The sequence below is a fragment of the Paraglaciecola mesophila KMM 241 genome, from assembly GCF_000315015.1.
GTDB lineage: Bacteria > Pseudomonadota > Gammaproteobacteria > Enterobacterales > Alteromonadaceae > Paraglaciecola > Paraglaciecola mesophila.
On sequence record NZ_BAEP01000075.1, the window covers coordinates 213,341 to 232,672 of the forward strand.

Here is a 19,332-nt window from a genome sequence, read left to right on the forward strand (position 1 = left end):
GTGCAGTGGAGTTAAAGGAACATTTTTCGTCTTGTGCGTACAAGCGCCAACATGCCAAAACCAAAAAGTACCAGTAAGGCGGGTTCAGGCACCGCTAAAGCAGCGAGTGCGGCAGAGGCAATAAGCTGGTGGCCAACAGCGGTAGGGTGAACTTGGTCCCAAAGTAAATACTCATCAGGATTAGTACACAAAGTCGCATTCGCCACATCTAAACAGGGCTCCGTCACATTTGTTAGGTTGTAATCACCTGGGTTTAACGTGATGTCTACAAAGGTACTGAAGACATCAAGTTGGGTGATGTTTAGGCCGCTACTGATGCCATTTAGGCCATTTGCCAACGCCATGTTAAATTCGATCGCCCAAGGTGCTGCAATCGGCAAATTCGGCACTAGAAAGTTCATCGCCCCCGCTAAAGCTAAAGTAGCCACGCTGTCGACAATGTTCTGTGCTGCATCGCCTGGGGTATAGGTACCGTCGGGATCATTTTGCAAAAAGTCATTGCCTCCTGCCCAGATAACATAGAGTGCATCGGCATCTGCCATGCCACCTGCGCTGCCTAAGTAGTTAAAAAGTTGGCCACCAAAGTTGGAGTCAGCAAATAAATTGTCCGTACGCTGGCCTCCTATTGCCCAATTTGTGCCACCTGCATAAGCGGTAGTGGCTGACACGCCTAAATCAGTTGCTAAGTGCTCAACCCACACAGGGCCATTTGAGAACCGACAATCAGCATAAGGTGGATCAGGACAAAAACCAGGAGCCAGTGCTGTAAACGCGCCTGTGTCAGAAAGCGAATCACCGAACACATACATATCACTGATCGGCGTGGCGGACGCGGTTGAACTGACAAACATCAGCAATGATGCTCCCGTTACACACAAGGTTCTTTTAGTTGTATTAAGCAAATATTTGAGGCCACTGGACAGTGGCATGGTCAGTTTATTCATTATTTCACCTCAGGGCGCTTCTATACTGCACAACGCCAATTAGAATTTATTGTTGTTAGTATCCAATTAAGGACAAGCATCAGCACAGAACACCCATAATGCACGCAGATGTTTTTCATGCTAGAAATTTGCAATGCATAATTCAAGCCTTCCAATAAAATCAAAGGCTTAAGCTATTTCTGGATGAATAAAACATAAAATTGCAAAAAAGTCTGACACTTAGCAAAGCGCTAAAGCGTTCAGTTCATGTTGTCAGCATCTAAATTGCAGGCTTAATTATCACCAGTGTGAAGCTGTTAATATTTATCCAACTCATTACCATTGCAAAAACGCCATACTTCTAGGGGCAGTGGTAAGAATGTAGCGAGCATCATGGTAAGCAAATAGGGTAGTGAGACACCTCTCTGGGGGCATATGGGGGCATACCGTTTCGGCTTGATCATTTCGTGGAACGGACAGGGGGGAGTATATCCATATAGAGTTTGCTTGTTGCTAAACAATTACAGCTCACCTTGTGAAGAGTGGAGTACCAGTGTATTAAAGATTGAAGCTAAACACCTGATTTATTACCCGATGTAAATAACTGATTTAAAATGCAGCAAAGTGCCCCAACATTCTAATAATCTGTTTTAAGTCGAATGTGAAATATATTGTTGAGTCACTCTTATTTTGCGTTGGTAATATTTTTAGGACACCTGTGAAAGCTGTAAAAACTCTTACCTTAATGCGCTGGTTATTTGGCCAACTCGCTCCGTATAAAACAAAGGTGATATGTGCTATCGGTGCACTTATCGTGGGCTCTGGCTCTTGGTTGTTACTGGGGCAAGGCGTAAAGATTGTGGTTGATGAAGGCTTTGTTGCCAATAACGCTGCCATGCTTAATCAAATGATGCTGGTGGTGGTGGGGATTGCTTTACTGGGCAGTATTGCCGCCTACTTTCGCTTTTACCTGATGATTTGGCTAGGAGAGCGCGTCAGTGCAGATATTCGCCAATCTGTGTACTCTCACCTGCTGACGCTTCCCCCCGCTTTTTTTGAAAAAACCCGCACGGGTGAAGTGATTTCACGTTTCACCAGTGACACCACTGTACTGCAGTCGGTGGTGGGTATGGGGCTGTCAATGGCACTGCGCGCAGGCATTACCTTTATTGGTGCATTATTGCTGATGTTAGTCACCAGCCCCATGCTGACCTTGTACGTATTGATTGCAGTGCCGATTGTATTATTGCCAATTCGCTTCTTTGGCGCCAGAGTGCGTTTGCATGCCAGAAACAGTCAAGACCGAGTTGCAGATTTAGGTGCTTACGTGGATGAATCACTGCATGAAATTCATACCGTTCAAGCCTACTCACATGAGCATCTAGATAGAAGTATGTTTGCCGGTCGGGTAGAGGATGTTATGACAGCGGCCAATAGCCGCATTCGCTTTCGTGCTTTGATGATGGCCACCATTATGGGCATCAGCATGACCGCCATTACCTTAGTCGCTTGGTTAGGGGCACAGCAGGTGCTAAGCGCCAGTATTAGCGCTGGTGAGCTTACCGCATTTATGTTCTATGCCGTTATGGCAGGCGGTGCGGTCGCGACATTAAGTGAGGTCATAGGGGAAGTCCAAAAAGCAGCCGGAGCTAGCGAACGCTTAATGGAATTATTGCATACCGAAAGTGAAGTGCTTGAGCCAGAAACCCCACAATTATTAGCAAAAAAGGTGCAAGGCAATTTAACCCTATCAGATGTGACTTTTAGTTATCCAAGCGGCGAAGGTAGTCCAGCATTACAGCATATCTCCCTCGACATAAAAGCGGGCGAGCGTATTGCGTTAGTTGGGCCAAGTGGAGCTGGCAAATCGAGTTTATTTCAACTGTTGCTGCGGTTTTATGATATTCAGTCGGGGCAAATTAGCTTAGAAGGGGTGAACATAGCAGAACTTGAGCTAGAGGCTTTACGCCAACAATATGCCCTTGTCCCCCAAGATTCAGTGATTTTTGCTAGTAGTGTTGCCGAGAATATTCGCTACGGACGACCGGACGCCAGCGATGAAGACGTGCAAGCAGCAGCTAAAGCGGCCAGGGCTGATGAGTTTATTGAGCAGTTGCCCGAAGGCTACCAAACTTATTTGGGCGAGCGAGGTGTCCGTTTATCTGGTGGGCAAAAACAGCGAATTTCTATCGCTAGGGCGATCCTCGCTGATAGGCCTATTTTGTTGCTGGACGAAGCAACCAGCTCACTGGACGCTGCTAATGAGCAGTTCATCAAGCTGGCTTTGGATGAACTCATGCGCGAAAAGACCACCTTAATTATTGCCCACAGATTAGCTACTGTAATTAATGCGGATCGCATAGTCGTGATGGACAAAGGCCAGGTAGTGGCAATAGGTAATCACCAAGAATTACTCGCTAGCAATGCGCTTTATCGGGAATTCGCCGAGTTGCAGTTGGTCAGTTAATTCACGAAAAGAATGAGAAAAATAACATGATGAAAATTGCCCAAGTGGGTGAAGTTGTCTTACGTACGCCAGCCAAATCAGTCTCCCAGACAGATATTGAAACCGCTGCGTTTCAAGAATTCGTAGATGCCTTACTCGGGACGATGGAAGAGGCCAATGGGGTCGGTATTGCAGCACCGCAAGTATTTGATGAGCGCGCAGTCATGATCATTGCATCACGGCCCGGCCCTAGATACCCAAATGCACCTGACATGGAACCTTTGGTGTTAATTAACCCCAAAGTGATACAAAGTAGCGAGGATACAGTAAAGGACTGGGAAGGGTGTTTGTCTGTGCCTGGTTTACGTGGTTTTATTCGCCGGGCGACTTGGGTTGAGATAGAGTATCTGCAACGCGATGGAACGCCGGCCACTCAGCGCTTAGATGGGTTTGTGGCACGCATTTTCCTACACGAATTTGATCATCTAATTGGTAAAACGTGGCTTGACCATATTGAGCTTAACACCGATATTATGGCTGAATCCGTATGGCGCAAAGAAATAGCAGGCATTGATGAACCAAAGAGCGAAATCAAAAACGACGATAATCGTTAAGCGGTGTTACGTCGAGCACTGCTAAGAGCCGCTCATTCCGGCATGTGCTTATATCAACAAATGAATAGGCGTATTTGAATAATTTTTTGACGGGCGAAGGCTAAAATAAGCGATACCCACTCAAAGCTATGATTTATTACCAGTGGTATAGCGTAAGAAAACTTATGTGAATGCCCATTTTTATCAGTAAGGATATCCGTTGCAAACTGTGTTAAAGAAATTATCTGCCATAGTATGTTGCTCATTGCTAAGCGGCATCAGTGTGGCTGCTCAACCAGATGCCAGTGACGTAAATGCGTCAGGTGAACAGGAGATTGCAAGTAAGGCCCAAGTGGTGGCGAGCCCACAGGCCATGTTTGCACAATGTGTTGTCGACCTACAGGGGCAAGCTAAAACAGCCGGTGTCTCTAAGCGTGTCACCGAAGAAGTGCTTGGCGGCGCCAGATACAAAGAAAAGATCATCTCGCTGGATAGAAATCAACCTGAGTTTGTACAAACCTTTACAGATTACTTTGAAAAACGGGTTAACACATGGCGCATTGAAAAAGGCCAACAAATGATGGCCAAGCACCGTGCTTTTCTTGGGGAGTTAAATAAAGAATATGGTGTACCAGCTCAGTATCTATTAGCCTTTTGGGGCTTAGAAACGAATTTTGGCTCTTACAAGGGAAAAAGCCCAGTTATTGATTCGCTAGTCACTTTGGCATGTGACAATCGCCGTAGCCGTTATTTTTCCAGTGAATTAATGCAAGCCTTGTTACTCATCGATCGTGAAAAACTAGACGATAAAAAAATGGTTGGCTCTTGGGCCGGTGCCATGGGGCATACACAATTTATGCCCTCTGCTTATATGAAATACGCAGTTGACGGAGATAAAGACGGCCAAATTAATCTTTGGGACAGCGAGCAAGATGCACTGGCTTCGGCCGCTAACTTTTTGAAAAATTTAGGTTGGCAATCGGGCTACAAATGGGGACGTGAGGTGAGTCTGCCTGATTCATTCGATTATACCTTAACCGGCAAAAATGAACCCAAAGCGCTTTCTGTATGGAACGGCGCTGGCGTCACCCGTACTGATGGCCATGCTATTGGTAACGCCGATATCAAAGGTGCGCTTCTGGTGCCAGCTGGTCATGCAGGGCCGTCGTTCTTAGCCTATAAGAACTTTAATGTGATATTGCGCTGGAACAACTCAGAGTATTACGGTATCGCTGTGGGGCACTTGGCGGACCGTATTGCTGGTTTGAGTACCTTGTCTAAAACCCTGCCTGAGCTGCCGGATTACACGGTAGATGAAATGCGTCAGCTACAGGATAAGCTTAATGGTTTAGGTTTTGATGTGGGCAAGGCCGACGGTATTTTGGGACCGGGTACACGAAGTGGTATTCGCCAATTTCAATTATCAAAAGACATGATTGCAGATGGTTACCCAGCACGGGACGTGTTCGATGCCTTAATGGAGCAGCCTCTGCCAAGCAACTCATAAGCACTGTGCAATATATTGTTTTGTTACAGCGTTAAACTGCCCATTAATCTTATGGGCAGTGTCTATTATTCCTCACGGTAAATATTTGCCTTTTTTGCGGTCTTTACTGGGCTAAAAAGCACTTTAGGTATATACTCCCGCGGTCAAATTTTAAGCGTTTTTTCGCATTTCCTTCTCGAGCGCTTTTTTAATACTTTTTATTTTTGTGGAGTTGTATGTCCAACCTGAGTCAACCTGTCGCTAAATCGCCTGTTAAACGCCAGTCTGCTGAGCGTATGAAAGCCGAGCGCGGTCTTTTTTCTTATCCCAAGTATTGGGCTGAGTGTTTTGGCCCTGCGCCATTTTTACCCATGTCACGCAAAGAAATGGAAATCTTAGGTTGGGATAGTTGCGACATCATTATTGTTACCGGGGATGCCTACGTGGATCACCCGAGTTTTGGTATGGCGGTGATTGGCCGTGTGCTTGAGTCACAAGGTTTTCGCGTCGGGATTATTTCTCAGCCAGATTGGACTAACAAAAACGATTTTATGCAGTTAGGTGAGCCGAATTTATTCTTCGGCGTGACCGCAGGTAACATGGACTCCATGATCAATCGTTATACTGCTGAGCGAAAATTGCGTCACGATGATGCCTACACTGCTAATAATGAAGGGGGCAAGCGCCCAGACCGAGCAGTTACCGTATACACTCAGCGTTGTAAAGAAGCCTACAAGAAACCAGTAGTGATTGGTGGTATCGAAGCCAGTTTGCGCCGCATTGCCCACTATGATTACTGGTCAGATAAAGTGCGCCGCTCTGTGCTGTTTGATTCAAAAGCTGACATGTTGATGTTCGGTAATGCTGAACGTCCGCTATTAGAAATGGCCCATCGATTTGCTGCGGGTGAGAGCATTGAGCAAATGCAAGATATTCGCGGAACGGCAGTTATCCGCAAAGAACCGTTGCCTGGTTGGCAAGGTGTCGATTCAACTCATCTAGATACCATAGGTAAAATTGACCCTGTTATTAGCCCCTACGAAATCATCGAAGATAAATGTGCGGTATCTTCTGAGGCGGATAAACAAGCGGCCATTGAAGAACAAAAAGCCCAGCCGATTGTGGTGCAGCCTTTTACCTCAAAAACTAAACGTCGCAAGCCTTGGGATAAAACCTATGTGATGCTACCAGCTTACGATGTGGTGCGTGCCGAGAAAACTCATTACGCTCATACCTCGCGTATCTTGCACAAAGAAACCAACCCTGGGTGTGCTCGCGCACTCGCGCAGCGCCATGGCGATAGAATCATTTGGATTAATCCACCTGCTTACCCGCTTGAAACTGAAGAAATGGATGCCGTGTTTGATTTACCTTATGCACGCGTTCCGCATCCTAGCTACGGCAAAGCAAAAATACCTGCTTACGACATGATTAAAACCTCGGTGAATATCATGCGCGGTTGTTTTGGCGGCTGTACGTTCTGTTCAATCACTGAACATGAAGGGCGGGTTATTCAAAGCCGCTCTGAAGAATCGATTATTCGCGAAATTGAACAGATCCGCGACAAGGTTCCGGGTTTTACTGGTGTGATCTCTGATTTAGGTGGCCCAACCGCCAACATGTATAAATTGCGTTGCAAGAGTCCGAAAGCAGAACAAGCATGTCGTCGTTTATCCTGCGTATGGCCAGAAATTTGTGGGCATTTAGACACTGACCAAACGCCGACTGTCGAGTTATATCGCAAAGCGCGTAATGTGGAAGGCGTGAAGAAAGTCCTTATTGCATCGGGTGTACGTTACGATTTGGCGATTGAAGATCCAAATTATGTACGCGAGTTGGTCACCCATCATGTAGGCGGCTATTTGAAGATTGCGCCTGAGCATACTGAGAAAGCCCCGTTGGATAAAATGATGAAACCGGGGATGGGCACCTACGATAGATTTAAAGAGTTGTTCGACAAGTACACCATGGAAGCGGGCAAAGAGCAGTATTTGATACCGTATTTTATCTCTGCTCACCCAGGGACTGAAGACGAAGACATGCTGAACTTGGCGCTGTGGCTAAAAGAGCGCAATTTTAAACTCGACCAAGTACAGAACTTTTATCCGTCACCCATGGCGAACGCCACGACTATGTATCACACGGGGAAAAACCCAATACATAAAGTGAATCACAAAAGTGAAGCTGTGACCGTGGCCAAGGGCGAAATTCGTCGTCGTTTGCATCGTGCCTTTTTGCGTTATCACGATCCGGCTAACTGGCCAATGTTACGTAAAGCATTAACTGACATGGGTAAAGGCTATCTTATTGGCAATGGCGCTAAATGCTTGATACCAGCTGAGAGCCGAAATGAGTTAAAAGGACGTGAGCAAAAAGAGTATGCGAAGCGCTCTGCAAATAAGGCGTATGCGAAAGGCAAAGGGAATGGTCAAGGTCAGCAAACAGCGAAGGGTAAAAAAGCCCAACAGGGCTTAACTCGATTCAGTGACAATCAGCCGCATAATGAGGCCGGTGGCACCGGGAACACGGCCGGTACAAACACTGATAACCGCCGTAAAAACAGCAGTAATAAAAAAAGAAAGCCACATTAATGTGGCTTTTTACTATTTAAATTCAATGTCTAAAACTCAACTTTATTGTGCTTGAGGGTTAGGCGCTTAACGCTTTGATGATTTGTTCACTAAATGCGGGCAAGTCATCTGGATTGCGGCTGGTAATGATCTGGCCATCAATCAGCACCTGTGCATCTTGCCAATTTGCCCCCGCGTTACGTAAATCAGTTTGAATGCTGGGGTAAGAAGTTAAATTACGCCCTTTCACTATTCCCGCTTCAATGAGTAACCAAGGGCCGTGGCACACCGCTGCGACGGGACGTTGTTTTTCATCTGCAAAGAAATCTTTAATGAACGCGATGGCAGCATTGCTGGTACGCAATGTGTCGGGGTTGAATAATCCGCCAGGTAGAACAAGAGCGTCATAATTTTCGCTTTTCGCTTCTTGAAGTGTCAAATCGACCTTAATCGACTCCCCCCAATTATCTTCATCCCAACCCTTAATCGACCCTTTCTCAAGAGAAATGATATCCACCTTTACGTTGGCTTCTTTTAAGGCATTTAGTGGGTGAAATAACTCGCTTTGTTCAAAGCCATTAGTGGCCAAAATGGCAACACGTTTATGTGCTAGTGACGTAGTCATAATTTTTCCTTCATCTTTCAAGCTCAAGAATGTGAATGATGAAATGCTAATGCCGTGCCACAGTACCCTTATGCCTAAATTTGCCGCAAAGTCCCGTCAGGTATGAACGTTTTAAATTTAACTGTAAAGGGGAGGTTTTCTATCACACCCTGAGCCAGACAAAATTTTAGAGACAAGCGAAATTTTTACAGAGGCCAGTGTCAGCTTGCACCGACGCAACTATTCACGTCATCTGAGCGGGTGAAGGACACCGTAAAAAGCTAAAAGCTAAAACGCAATTTCTGTAACCTTTGCAGGTTGAGATACGCTTATTACCAGTGAGTATCCAGATTAGTAGGTTACCTTCCCTAAAGCGGCCTTCTTCCGACAGCGTTAGCAGTTAGGCTACTGATATACAAAGCGTCAACCGTTTCTAGCACGCCAGTGGTGAAGGGGTACGCACCACTAGGGTCTTGCAAGTCCATCAGCACCTCACCGTTCTCGGCAATTTTAATGACATGGCCATAATCTTTCCCTGTTGGTTGCAGAAAGCTGGGCAGGCGCTGAATCATTTTTCTTAAAAAGGGGGATTGAGATAAGTCATCTATGCTCTTGGCGCGAGGGGAGGCAAAGCCGAGCCAATACCCACCGCTAGGAGAGCGGGCGATGTTATCAGGGAATCCCGGTAGGTTATCAATAAGCGTGTCAACTTTACCGGCCTTTGGGCCCTTTAACCAATAACGTAATACACGGTAACTACCGGTTTCATTGATTAGCACCGAGCGTTGATCGTGACTCACCGCGACGCCATTGGCGAAGACTAAGCCCTCCAGTAGTACTCTGGTTTCAGCGGTGTTTGGATTGTATTGCAAGAGACGTCCGTTGCCTTTATGTTCCATTATTTCTAGCAAACTCGCGGGTAATGTTCCGCCGAATTGCGAGGCAGAAAACTTGCTGGTGGCATCGCTGAAATAGACCATACCGTTTTGTGCGACGTCTACATCGTCCGCGTATACAATGTCAGCATCGTCTACCTGATTTGTTACAAGGCTAATATCGCCATTGGGGGATATGGATAGTAATCCTTTCATCGCGTCGGCAACCAATAGATTCCCTTGTAGGTCATACTCGATTCCCAGTGGGCGACCGCCTGTACTGACCCAAGTTTTAAATTCGTTGCTTTTGGGTGCCAGCAGCATAATGTCACCCGAATGGGTAGCTGTGGCGATAACACCGTCATCTCGAAGGGCAAAATCTTCTGGCCCATGATGGCCACCTAACGACAATAGATCTAAGTCGGCTAATGCATTGTTTGATGCCCATGGACCAACATAACCTGTGGCTTTGGGGGCTTGCCAAGCGACTGGGTCAATAGCGACAGGCCATAGTAGTAAATACGCGCCAAGGGCAAAAATGGCGAGTAGCGTGAATTTAACCAATTTCATGATATCTTCCTGATATGTAAGGGATAAAAATTCCAACAAGATATAGCATGATGATATTGTTAGGTTAAATTATGATTAGTTATCTAGGTGTATTTATTAACCTGATTATAAAGCGAGCTTGTCATTGAAGTGCAATTGAGGCGCTGTAAGTTTTAGGGAAGTAGCAAGTGTATTCTGTAATATTAGACTTGCCCCTAGATAAAAACAGAAATAATAAAAAAGAGTATTTTAACGTCATAAAAAACGATTATCGCGTCACTTAACATCCTATTAACCCCTATTTTTGTAGGGAATAGCCAGTATAAGGCTATAAACATACAGGTTATTTTTATTTTGACCGTATAAGCCTTATACTTGCTCGGTTTTATATACATACTCAAGAACGTCCGGTGTTCTTTGAGTCAACCAAGAGGTCCTAATTGTGTTAGAAGCATATCGTAAACATGTTGAAGAACGTTCTGCCGAAGGTATCCCACCTAAACCATTAAATGCCGAGCAAGTTGCTGGTTTGGTTGAGTTGTTAAAAGCGCCGCCTGCAGGGGAAGGTGACTTTTTACTTGAGTTGTTATCAGAGCGTGTTCCACCGGGCGTAGATGAAGCGGCTTATGTTAAAGCTGGTTTCTTAAATGCTATCGTTATCGGTGAAGCATCATCTCCTTTGATCAGCAAAGACGCTGCTATCCAATTATTGGGTAACATGCACGGTGGTTATAACATCGTGACGCTAGTTGATGCACTTGATAACAATGATTTGGCTGAGCTTGCTGCTGAAGAATTGAAGCATACTTTGCTGATGTTTGATGCCTTCCATGACGTAGAAGAAAAAGCCCGCGCTGGAAACGCATTCGCCAAAGACGTATTGCAATCTTGGGCTGACGCAGAGTGGTTCACTTCACGCCCTGAGATGCCTGAGAAAATCACTTACTCAGTATTCAAAGTGACCGGTGAAACAAACACTGATGACTTATCACCTGCACCTGATGCATGGTCACGTCCTGACATTCCATTGCACGCTCGCGCTGCTTATAAAATGACCCGTGACGGCTTAACGCCAGAGGTGCATGGGGAAATTGGGCCACTTAAACAAATCGATGAAATTAAAGCGAAAGGTCACCCTGTTGCTTTCGTTGGTGACGTTGTAGGCACAGGTTCATCACGTAAGTCAGCGACTAACTCGGTACTTTGGTTCTTCGGCGAAGATTTACCTGGCGTACCAAACAAACGTGGCGGCGGTGTATGTATCGGCGGTAAAGTTGCGCCAATTTTCTACAACACCATGGAAGATGCTGGTGCGTTGGTATTTGAAGCTGAAGTAGACAACATGAACATGGGCGATGTAATTGACATCTTCCCACTTGAAGGTCGTATTACTAACGCTGAAACAGGCGCTGAACTGGCTAAATATGAGTATAAGTCTGAGGTATTGTTAGACGAAGTACGCGCTGGTGGTCGTATCAACTTAATTATCGGTCGTGGTTTGACTGAAAAAGCGCGCGAGTCTTTAGGCCTTGGTGCTTCAGATTTATTCCGCAAGCCAGACCAACCTGTTGATACTGGCAAAGGGTATACCCTTGCTCAGAAGATGGTAGGTAAAGCATGTGGTGTTGAGGGTATTCGCCCAGGCACTTACTGCGAGCCTAAAATGACCACTGTTGGTTCACAAGATACTACTGGCCCTATGACCCGTGATGAGCTTAAAGATCTGGCATGTTTAGGCTTCTCAGCTGATTTAACCATGCAGTCTTTCTGTCACACAGCGGCGTACCCTAAGCCGGTTGATATTGATACTCAGCATACATTGCCTGATTTCATTATGAATCGTGGTGGTGTTTCACTTCGCCCAGGTGACGGTATTATTCACTCTTGGTTAAACCGTATGTTATTGCCTGATACCGTTGGTACTGGCGGTGACTCGCATACGCGTTTCCCTATGGGTATTTCATTCCCTGCAGGTTCTGGTTTGGTTGCATTCGCAGCTGCAACAGGCGTAATGCCGCTTGATATGCCTGAGTCTGTATTGGTGCGCTTTAAAGGTAAAATGAAGCCGGGTATCACCTTGCGTGATTTGGTTCACGCCATTCCTTTGTACGGCATCAAACAAGGTTTATTGACTGTTGCTAAAAAAGGTAAAGTAAACGCTTTCTCCGGTCGTATTCTTGAAATAGAAGGTTTAAACGACTTGACCGTTGAGCAAGCGTTCGAATTGTCAGATGCCTCTGCAGAGCGTTCAGCTGCAGGCTGTACTATCAAGTTGTCTGAAGCATCTATCGCTGAGTACCTAACGTCTAACATCACCATGTTACGTTGGATGATCAACGAAGGTTACGGCGACCCTCGTACCCTTGAGCGTCGTGCTCGTAAGATGGAAGAGTGGTTGGCTAACCCAGAACTAATGGAAGCGGATAAAGACGCTGAGTACGTTGAAACCATCGAGATCGACCTTGCTGATATCAACGAACCTATTCTTTGTTGCCCGAACGATCCAGATGATGCGAAAACCTTGTCTGACGTTGCAGGCGAGAAAATTGATGAAGTGTTCATCGGTTCTTGTATGACGAATATTGGTCACTTCCGTGCTGCAGGTAAACTACTTGAGCAATACAACAAAACCTTACCAACTCGTTTGTGGATCTCTCCACCGACTAAGATGGACAAAGCCGTATTGATGGAAGAAGGCTACTACAACATCTACGGTCGTGTGGGTGTGCGTACTGAAATGCCTGGCTGTTCGTTGTGTATGGGTAACCAAGCACGCGTATTAGCTAACTCAACAGTATTGTCTACTTCTACTCGTAACTTCCCTAACCGTTTAGGTGATGGTGCTGATGTTTACTTGTGTTCTGCTGAACTTGCGGCTGTTGGCGCGATTGTTGGTCGTATTCCTACGACTGCTGAGTACATGGAATATGCGAACAAGATTGAGTCTATGTCTGGTGATGTTTTCCGTTACTTGAACTTCGACCGTATCGAAGAGTTCAAGCAAGCAGAAGCTGCTGCGAAAGAGAAGATTATTCCTGCTCTTAACATTGCTTAATCACTGATTTATATAACTAAATCAGAATAAAATAGTGTAAGCCGAACAGGTGAATGCCTAGTTCGGCTTTTTTTATTGGTAAACCCGTATTTGATACAATCTGTGTTCTCGAGCTATTCCTTTCTGTTTTCTGGTAAAGTAGACTTTAGTCTGATAAATAAACTAACCCATTGTTTTTAAGTTTGTTTTAACCGAATTAATAATAAAACTCCGTTATTGCTTACACGCTACGTGCCAGCTAGCTGCGAGGGTTTTATCTAAATCATTGGAATACACATGTTGATTAAACCACTTCGCTTGTTCACGTCTGTTTTGCTAGCAGGCTTTTTTAGTTTGAGTGTGATGCTAGGGGCAAATGCCCAAGAGAACGAGTCATATCAGACGTTACCTTTGGTTAGCATTACTATCGGTAAACAGCCTCTTGAGGTGGAATATGCTTATACGTTTGAGCAAAGAGCAAAAGGCTTAATGTTTCGTAAAACGCTGTGTAACCAATGTGGAATGTTATTTAAGTTCTCAGGTGTCAAAAAAGCCAGTATGTGGATGCAGAACACATTTTTAGCGCTCGACGTCGCCTTTATCACCAGTGACGGTGTGATCACCGATATTAAAGCGATGCAACCCCACGACTTAACCTCAGTTGGGGCATCTCAAGCGGTACTTTACGCACTTGAGATGAATCAAGGTTGGTTTGCAAAAAATGATATAAAAGTAGGTGACAGGTTAGTTATAAAAGATTAACCAATTGAATTGGATGATAAAGGCGGCATTTTAGCCGCCTTTATCATTTTCGCTGCGGCGTGCTTTAGTGCCGATAGGCACTGGTCTTACAGCCAACGGTTTTTATACGCTAGAAAAGTAGCGGAGTGATACGCGCATTAGTTGCTTGCTCAAACCCATAAGCCGCCTCAATCAGCAGACCTTCACTTTTTGCGTCACCAATAAAGCTCATATTGACAGGCATGCCGTGCACTTCTCCCATAGGAACGGTAATGTGCGGGTAGCCAGCGACTGCTGCGGCGCCGCTAGCTGAGCCAAGAAAGTGATCACCATCAATATGGTCTATTTTCCATGCAGGTGCCGTAGTAGGGGCAATCAGTAGATCTACGTTGTATTTTGCGAGTGTGGCGTCTATGCCATCTTTACCTGCTTTTTGTTTGGCGCTGTGTAACGCATCGAGGTAACGTTCATCTGTCAATTCAGGCGCTGCTTGGGCGCTGATGAATATTTCCTGACCAAAGATAGGCATAGTGCGCTCTTTCGCTTCTTGGTTTTTGTCTATCGCCTCTTGTAAGCTTTTTATGGGTGCATTGCTCTTCGTTAAATAGTGATTTAAATCCGCTTTAAACTCAGTCAGCAACACACTGTACTCGTCTTCATTCCAGCTACCTTTATCCACGATATTGGCATTGTCTATGATGATAGCGCCTGCTTTTTCCAATATAGATAACTGAGCTTCAAAGACGACATCAAGTTGTGGATGATAGCCCATCATGTTGCGCACTACGCCTATCCGCTTGCCTTTTAGTCCGTCAGCTTTTAAATGTTCAACTAAGGGGACAGGGGCAATGCTGCTCGCATCGTTCTTGTCTTCACCCATCATGGCTTCAAGCATAACGACAGCATCAGCTACCGAGCGTGCCATTGGGCCAGCTGTGTCTTGTGAGTGGGCGATAGGGATGATACCGCTGCGACTGATAAAGCCCAGTGTAGGTTTGATGCCCACGATACCGTTCACTGCGGCAGGGCAGGTGACCGAGCCGTCTGTTTCGGTGCCTACGGCCAATAATGTGAAATCAGCGGCAACGGCGACACCTGAGCCCGAGCTAGAGCCACACGGAGAGCGGGTTACATCATGCGGATTGAGGGTTTGCCCGTGCAAACTACTCCAACCGCTTGAGGACATAGTAGAGCGAAAGTTTGCCCATTCAGACAAGTTGGTTTTACCCAAAATAATCGCGTCCTGCGCTTTCAACTTTTCGACTAGGTAGGCATCTTTGCTAGGAACGTGTTCTCGCATTAACCAAGACCCTGCGGTGTTTGGCATACCTATGGCGTCAATATTGTCTTTAAGTAGCACCATGGCGCCAAATAGCTTGCCCAGCGGCGCGTCACTCATAAGTTTCTTATCTAACGCGGCAACCTGTTCAGCAAGCTGCTGATTAAGCGTGACGACAGCATTGAGTTTCGGGCCGTTATCGTCGAATGTTTCGATTCGCTGTAAATAGTAATTGCTTAATTGGGTGACGGTGATGGTGTTATCACGCAATAAGGTTTGTGTTTCATTGAGGGTGAGTTCATGTAGTTGCTTAGAAATGGCTTCACTGGCTCGTGCAGCAAAACTATTGGTGGCGACCAAAGCAATGACGATCCCGCTCATTAATGAATTGCTGATGGTTTTACATCGGAGCATGTTTGTGTTTCCTTAACTGACTGTATTTGCGCCATTAATTCGACTGGATTTGGCGATTTTTATTACTAAATGATAGAAGGCAAGACGTGCTTTGAAATACTCAAATAGCACGGCTGGTGTCACTATCGCATAGGCTATTCCAAAAAGTGTACAGAAAGAGGCAAAATGTGCTTTATCTGCGCAAAAAAACTGGTAATTTATGGCATCTTTTTTGTACATATTCTAATTAGGAAAAACATTGAGTGAGTCTTCGATAAACGTAGCTAAATTTGGCGGAACCAGTGTCGCAACCTACGCCACCATGCTTAATTGCGCCAAGGTGGTAAAAGACAACCCTGCTACCAAAGTGGTGGTGGTGAGTGCATCAGCTGGGGTAACCAATATTCTGGTAGAGCTGGCACACAAGGCCCTGACCAAAGATGAAATTTCGGCTTACATTGAGCAAATACAAGCCATTGAATTCGCTATATTAAATGACTTAGGCGCGCCGACTTTGGTGGCAGATAAGTTATTGGAGTTACTTGAGTCATTGAAACAATTGGCGTTTCATGAAGAAATACTCCACCGCCCTGATTTAAAAGACAGCTTGTTGTCTCACGGTGAACGCATGGCATCGCTGCTGTTTTCCGAGGTGTTGACACAACAAGGTCTACCAGCAGACAACTTTGATGTGCGTAATGTCCTATTGACCGACAGCGAGTTTGGTCAAGCAGCTCCGCAACTCGATGGCATAAAGCAGCGTGCGGCAAAGCTAATGGCTCCTGAAATAGCTAAAACAGTTCTAGTTACTCAAGGATTTATTGGCTCTGACGAAGCAGGGAATACCACTACGCTTGGGCGTGGTGGCTCTGACTTTACCGCCGCTTTATTAGCTGAAGCCTTAGGCGCACAAAGCTGTGAAATCTGGACGGATGTGATTGGCGTTTATACCACGGACCCACGCATTACTAATGCAGCAAGGCCTTTGCCTGAGCTAAGTTTCGAAGAAGCGGCAGAAATGGCTACCTTTGGTGCTAAGGTGTTACACCCAGCGACCATGGAGCCTGCGCTTCGTCAAAATATAAAGGTATTTGTTGGTTCAAGTAAGGAGCCTGAAAAAGGCGGTACTTGGATTGTTCGTGATTGTGAACATGAACCTTCTTATCGCGCTATTACGCGCCGTAAAGACCAAGTTATGGTGACAGTGAAAACGCCTAAGATGATGTACGCTCAGGGGTTCTTGCAGAATGTATTTACCATTATCGCCAAGCACAACCTAAGTGTTGATTTGGTCACGACATCTGAAATTTGTGTCTCATTCACTTTGGATAACCCGCCAAACTCAGTATTGCAACGGTTAAACCGTGAGACAATCGAAGAGCTTAGCCAGATTTGTGAAGTAGAGCTTGAAGAGCATTTTGATTTGGTCACGGTGGTAGGCAATAACATGCACAGTGCAGCTGGCGTATCGAGCCGTATCTTCGCTGCCGTGTCTGACTTTAACTTGAGGATGATTTGTTTCGGTGCCAACGTGCATAATATGTCTATGCTCGTGAGCGAGCAAGACAGCACGAATGTCGTCAAAGCACTGCATAAGAATCTATTTGAAGCGTAAGTTTCAAAACTAGTGGCTGGTATATGAAACAGCTACGCATAAAAAAACCGCTACCTGAAAAGTAGCGGTTTTTTTGTGCCCAAATGAATGAGCAGTATAGGCTAACTAAACCTTAAACTGCTGTACAGAACTTTGTAGCTCTTCAGCCAGCTTGGCCACCTCGTGACTTGATTCAGACGTTTGGTGCGCGCCTACGGAGGTTTCTTCGGCGATATTCACGATGTTTTCTAGCTTCTCGCTGATTTCCTGTGACACCACGTTTTGTTCTTTCGCTGCTTGAGCAATTTGTGAACTAACATCGTACGCTTTGTGTACAGCATCAGAAATGAGCTGCAAGGCTTTGGTTGAGGCTTCGGTTTTCTCAACACAAACGGTTGTTTGCTCTTTGCCTTGGTTCATTACCGCTACAGCTTTTTCAGCGCCCGCTTGAAGCACTTCAATCATCGAGTTAATTTCTTGAGTCGATTTTTGTGTGCGACTGGCAAGAGTACGTACTTCATCTGCTACAACGGCAAAGCCTCTACCATGTTCACCGGCGCGCGCCGCTTCTATGGCCGCGTTCAATGCAAGTAGGTTAGTTTGGTCAGCTACGCCGCGGATAACGTCCAAAATGCCGCCAATACTGGCACTGTCTTGATGAAGCTTGTTAATAACCTCAGCAGCTTCTTCAACGTCACGAGCTAATACTTCAATGGTGCGAATATTCTCTTCCGAGATAGCTTTAACCTTCTCGGCTTCTTCATCAGCATGTTGAATTTGGCGCAGCGTATCTTCAGCGCTTTGACTGACAACCAAGGACGTACTGTGCATTTCTGTTGTTGCGGTAGCAACTTGTGCAATCTGTGATTTTTGCTCTTGAATCGATGTAGTGGTTTGCATGGTCACCGCAGAGGTTTCTTCTGATGCGGCAGCTAACTGAGCAGAGCGAGAGCCTATACCTGAAATTAATGACTTTAAGCTGTTAACCAAGTTATTACAGTTTTTCGCTAAGGTGCCAAATTCATCATCGGAAGAGTCGTCTAAACGTTGAGTAAGATCCCCAGATGAAACAATATTCAGCATCTCATTGACTCTGTTAAGCGGCTTGATAATCGCTCGCACACCAAAGAAGGCAATAACGCTGGCAATTAAGACCGAGATAATAACAATAAATGTGGTTCGTAAGTTGCCAGAGCTAATTGAGCTTTTAACTGATTCATTAGCTATCGATGCTTTATCATCAGCAAGTTTAGACAGGGTATTAAGTTTGGCAATGGCCAGTTCGATATTGGCATCAGAAGCTCTGTAAGCGGCAGTGGCTTCGTTCTGTTTGTTGATCTTCTTCACTTGGTTTTGCAGCACACCCGTTGACGAGCTCACCAAATCTAGGACAGCACCCGTCATTTGATAGATTTCAGACAGAGTACCACTTGGGTCGTTGCCACCCGCAGCGTTTTGAATGCCATTCAAAGATTCACGAATTTGGTTTACAACCAGTTCTACTTCGTTGCCTAGGGTGTCAGCCCTGACCAAATTTTGGGTTTTTATATACTCTGAACTCACTGTGATAAGTGACATTAAATTGGTTTCAAGGCGATTGGCTAATTCTGAAGCCTTGGCAAGTTGGGCACTATTTTGAACTTCGTCAAGGTCAGAGAAATCTAGGATCAAGGAGGAAGTGTCATCGGCGTTATCTTCAATGTCGCTAATTTGACCACGCAATGTATCGCGCATAGCAAGGTCAGCTTTACGGCTATCGAACAGCTTTAATACATTGACTTTGTAGTCTTCGTAAATGCTGTCTACCTCAGCTAAAGAGGCTTTCAAATCGGACTCTTGGCTGACTACCTGCTTGAGGGTATTAAACTCGTTTTCAAAATTACTTTGGCTATTATTAAAAGCCTCGCTTTTTTCATCAAGGCTGTTTAAACCGTCACCGTAGTAGGCTTCTGCCGTCAGGCGCCCCATATTTAAGAACGACACTTTAAGTTGACTACTGCCACTGACCGTTGGAAAAGCGAGGTTACTCACTTCTTCGGTAGCGTCATCAATATCATCTAAGGTGGCGAGTGAAAATATTCCCATGACGATAAGCAGCGAAGTAATAATGGCGAACCCGCCTACAACGCGCATTGCTACAGTCAATTTCATGTGTGCTCTCCGAATAAATCTATTTATTATAGGTGTTAGGGCGATTATTTTACCGTTAACTGAATGCGCACTGTCATGTTGCCGCGCCGCATAC

At 45.5% G+C, this 19,332-nt stretch carries 12 protein-coding genes; 7 read left to right on the forward strand and 5 right to left on the reverse strand.

What is annotated here, in order from left to right:
- Window positions 1-11: 11 nt before the first annotated feature.
- Window positions 12-944 carry an SGNH/GDSL hydrolase family protein gene (locus GMES_RS18745; protein ID WP_039987794.1) on the reverse strand — a complete coding sequence of 311 codons (933 nt, stop codon included), beginning with the start codon at window positions 942-944 and terminating at the stop codon, window positions 12-14.
- 697 nt (window positions 945-1,641) lie between these two features.
- Here GMES_RS18745 and GMES_RS18750 point away from each other — a divergent pair.
- The 4 genes from GMES_RS18750 to GMES_RS18765 all read left to right on the forward strand — a co-directional run bounded on the left by GMES_RS18750 (window position 1,642) and on the right by GMES_RS18765 (window position 8,039).
- Window positions 1,642-3,390, forward strand: coding sequence for an ABC transporter transmembrane domain-containing protein (locus GMES_RS18750; protein WP_006994370.1), 1,749 nt, complete (start codon window positions 1,642-1,644; stop codon window positions 3,388-3,390).
- Between the two features lie 29 nt (window positions 3,391-3,419).
- Window positions 3,420-3,983: a peptide deformylase gene (def, locus tag GMES_RS18755; protein ID WP_033186154.1), complete on the forward strand. Its 564-nt coding sequence runs from the start codon at window positions 3,420-3,422 to the stop codon at window positions 3,981-3,983.
- A 199-nt stretch (window positions 3,984-4,182) separates the two neighbouring features.
- A complete protein-coding gene (locus GMES_RS18760; protein ID WP_006994372.1) occupies window positions 4,183-5,469 on the forward strand; it encodes a lytic murein transglycosylase in 1,287 nt (428 codons plus the stop codon).
- 215 nt (window positions 5,470-5,684) lie between these two features.
- On the forward strand, window positions 5,685-8,039 hold the full coding sequence (locus GMES_RS18765; protein ID WP_006994373.1) for a YgiQ family radical SAM protein: 2,355 nt from the start codon (window positions 5,685-5,687) through the stop codon (window positions 8,037-8,039).
- 58 nt (window positions 8,040-8,097) lie between these two features.
- Here GMES_RS18765 and GMES_RS18770 read toward each other — a convergent pair whose 3' ends face one another.
- Window positions 8,098-8,643 carry a type 1 glutamine amidotransferase domain-containing protein gene (locus GMES_RS18770; RefSeq protein WP_006994374.1) on the reverse strand — a complete coding sequence of 182 codons (546 nt, stop codon included), beginning with the start codon at window positions 8,641-8,643 and terminating at the stop codon, window positions 8,098-8,100.
- A gap of 347 nt (window positions 8,644-8,990) precedes the next feature.
- Window positions 8,991-10,067, reverse strand: coding sequence for a strictosidine synthase family protein (locus GMES_RS18775; protein WP_006994375.1), 1,077 nt, complete (start codon window positions 10,065-10,067; stop codon window positions 8,991-8,993).
- A gap of 421 nt (window positions 10,068-10,488) precedes the next feature.
- Here GMES_RS18775 and acnB point away from each other — a divergent pair, with 421 nt between their 5' ends.
- Window positions 10,489-13,101 carry a bifunctional aconitate hydratase 2/2-methylisocitrate dehydratase gene (acnB, locus tag GMES_RS18785; RefSeq protein ID WP_006994376.1) on the forward strand — a complete coding sequence of 871 codons (2,613 nt, stop codon included), beginning with the start codon at window positions 10,489-10,491 and terminating at the stop codon, window positions 13,099-13,101.
- Between the two features lie 276 nt (window positions 13,102-13,377).
- Window positions 13,378-13,842, forward strand: a complete 465-nt coding sequence (locus GMES_RS18790; protein WP_006994377.1) for a DUF192 domain-containing protein — start codon at window positions 13,378-13,380, stop codon at window positions 13,840-13,842.
- Window positions 13,843-13,951: 109 nt separating this feature from the next.
- Here GMES_RS18790 and GMES_RS18795 read toward each other — a convergent pair whose 3' ends face one another.
- Entirely contained in the window at window positions 13,952-15,514 is a 1,563-nt protein-coding gene (locus GMES_RS18795) for an amidase (RefSeq protein WP_006994379.1), read from the reverse strand.
- Between the two features lie 238 nt (window positions 15,515-15,752).
- On the opposite strand from GMES_RS18795, the gene lysC reads away from it, so the two are divergent.
- Entirely contained in the window at window positions 15,753-17,108 is a 1,356-nt protein-coding gene (gene lysC, locus GMES_RS18800; protein WP_006994381.1) for a lysine-sensitive aspartokinase 3, read from the forward strand.
- A gap of 105 nt (window positions 17,109-17,213) precedes the next feature.
- On the opposite strand, the gene GMES_RS18805 is transcribed toward lysC, so the two are convergent.
- The gene (locus GMES_RS18805) at window positions 17,214-19,238 is read right to left on the reverse strand and encodes a methyl-accepting chemotaxis protein (RefSeq protein ID WP_006994382.1); all 2,025 of its coding nucleotides are present in this window, start codon (window positions 19,236-19,238) and stop codon (window positions 17,214-17,216) included.
- Window positions 19,239-19,332 lie beyond the last annotated feature (94 nt).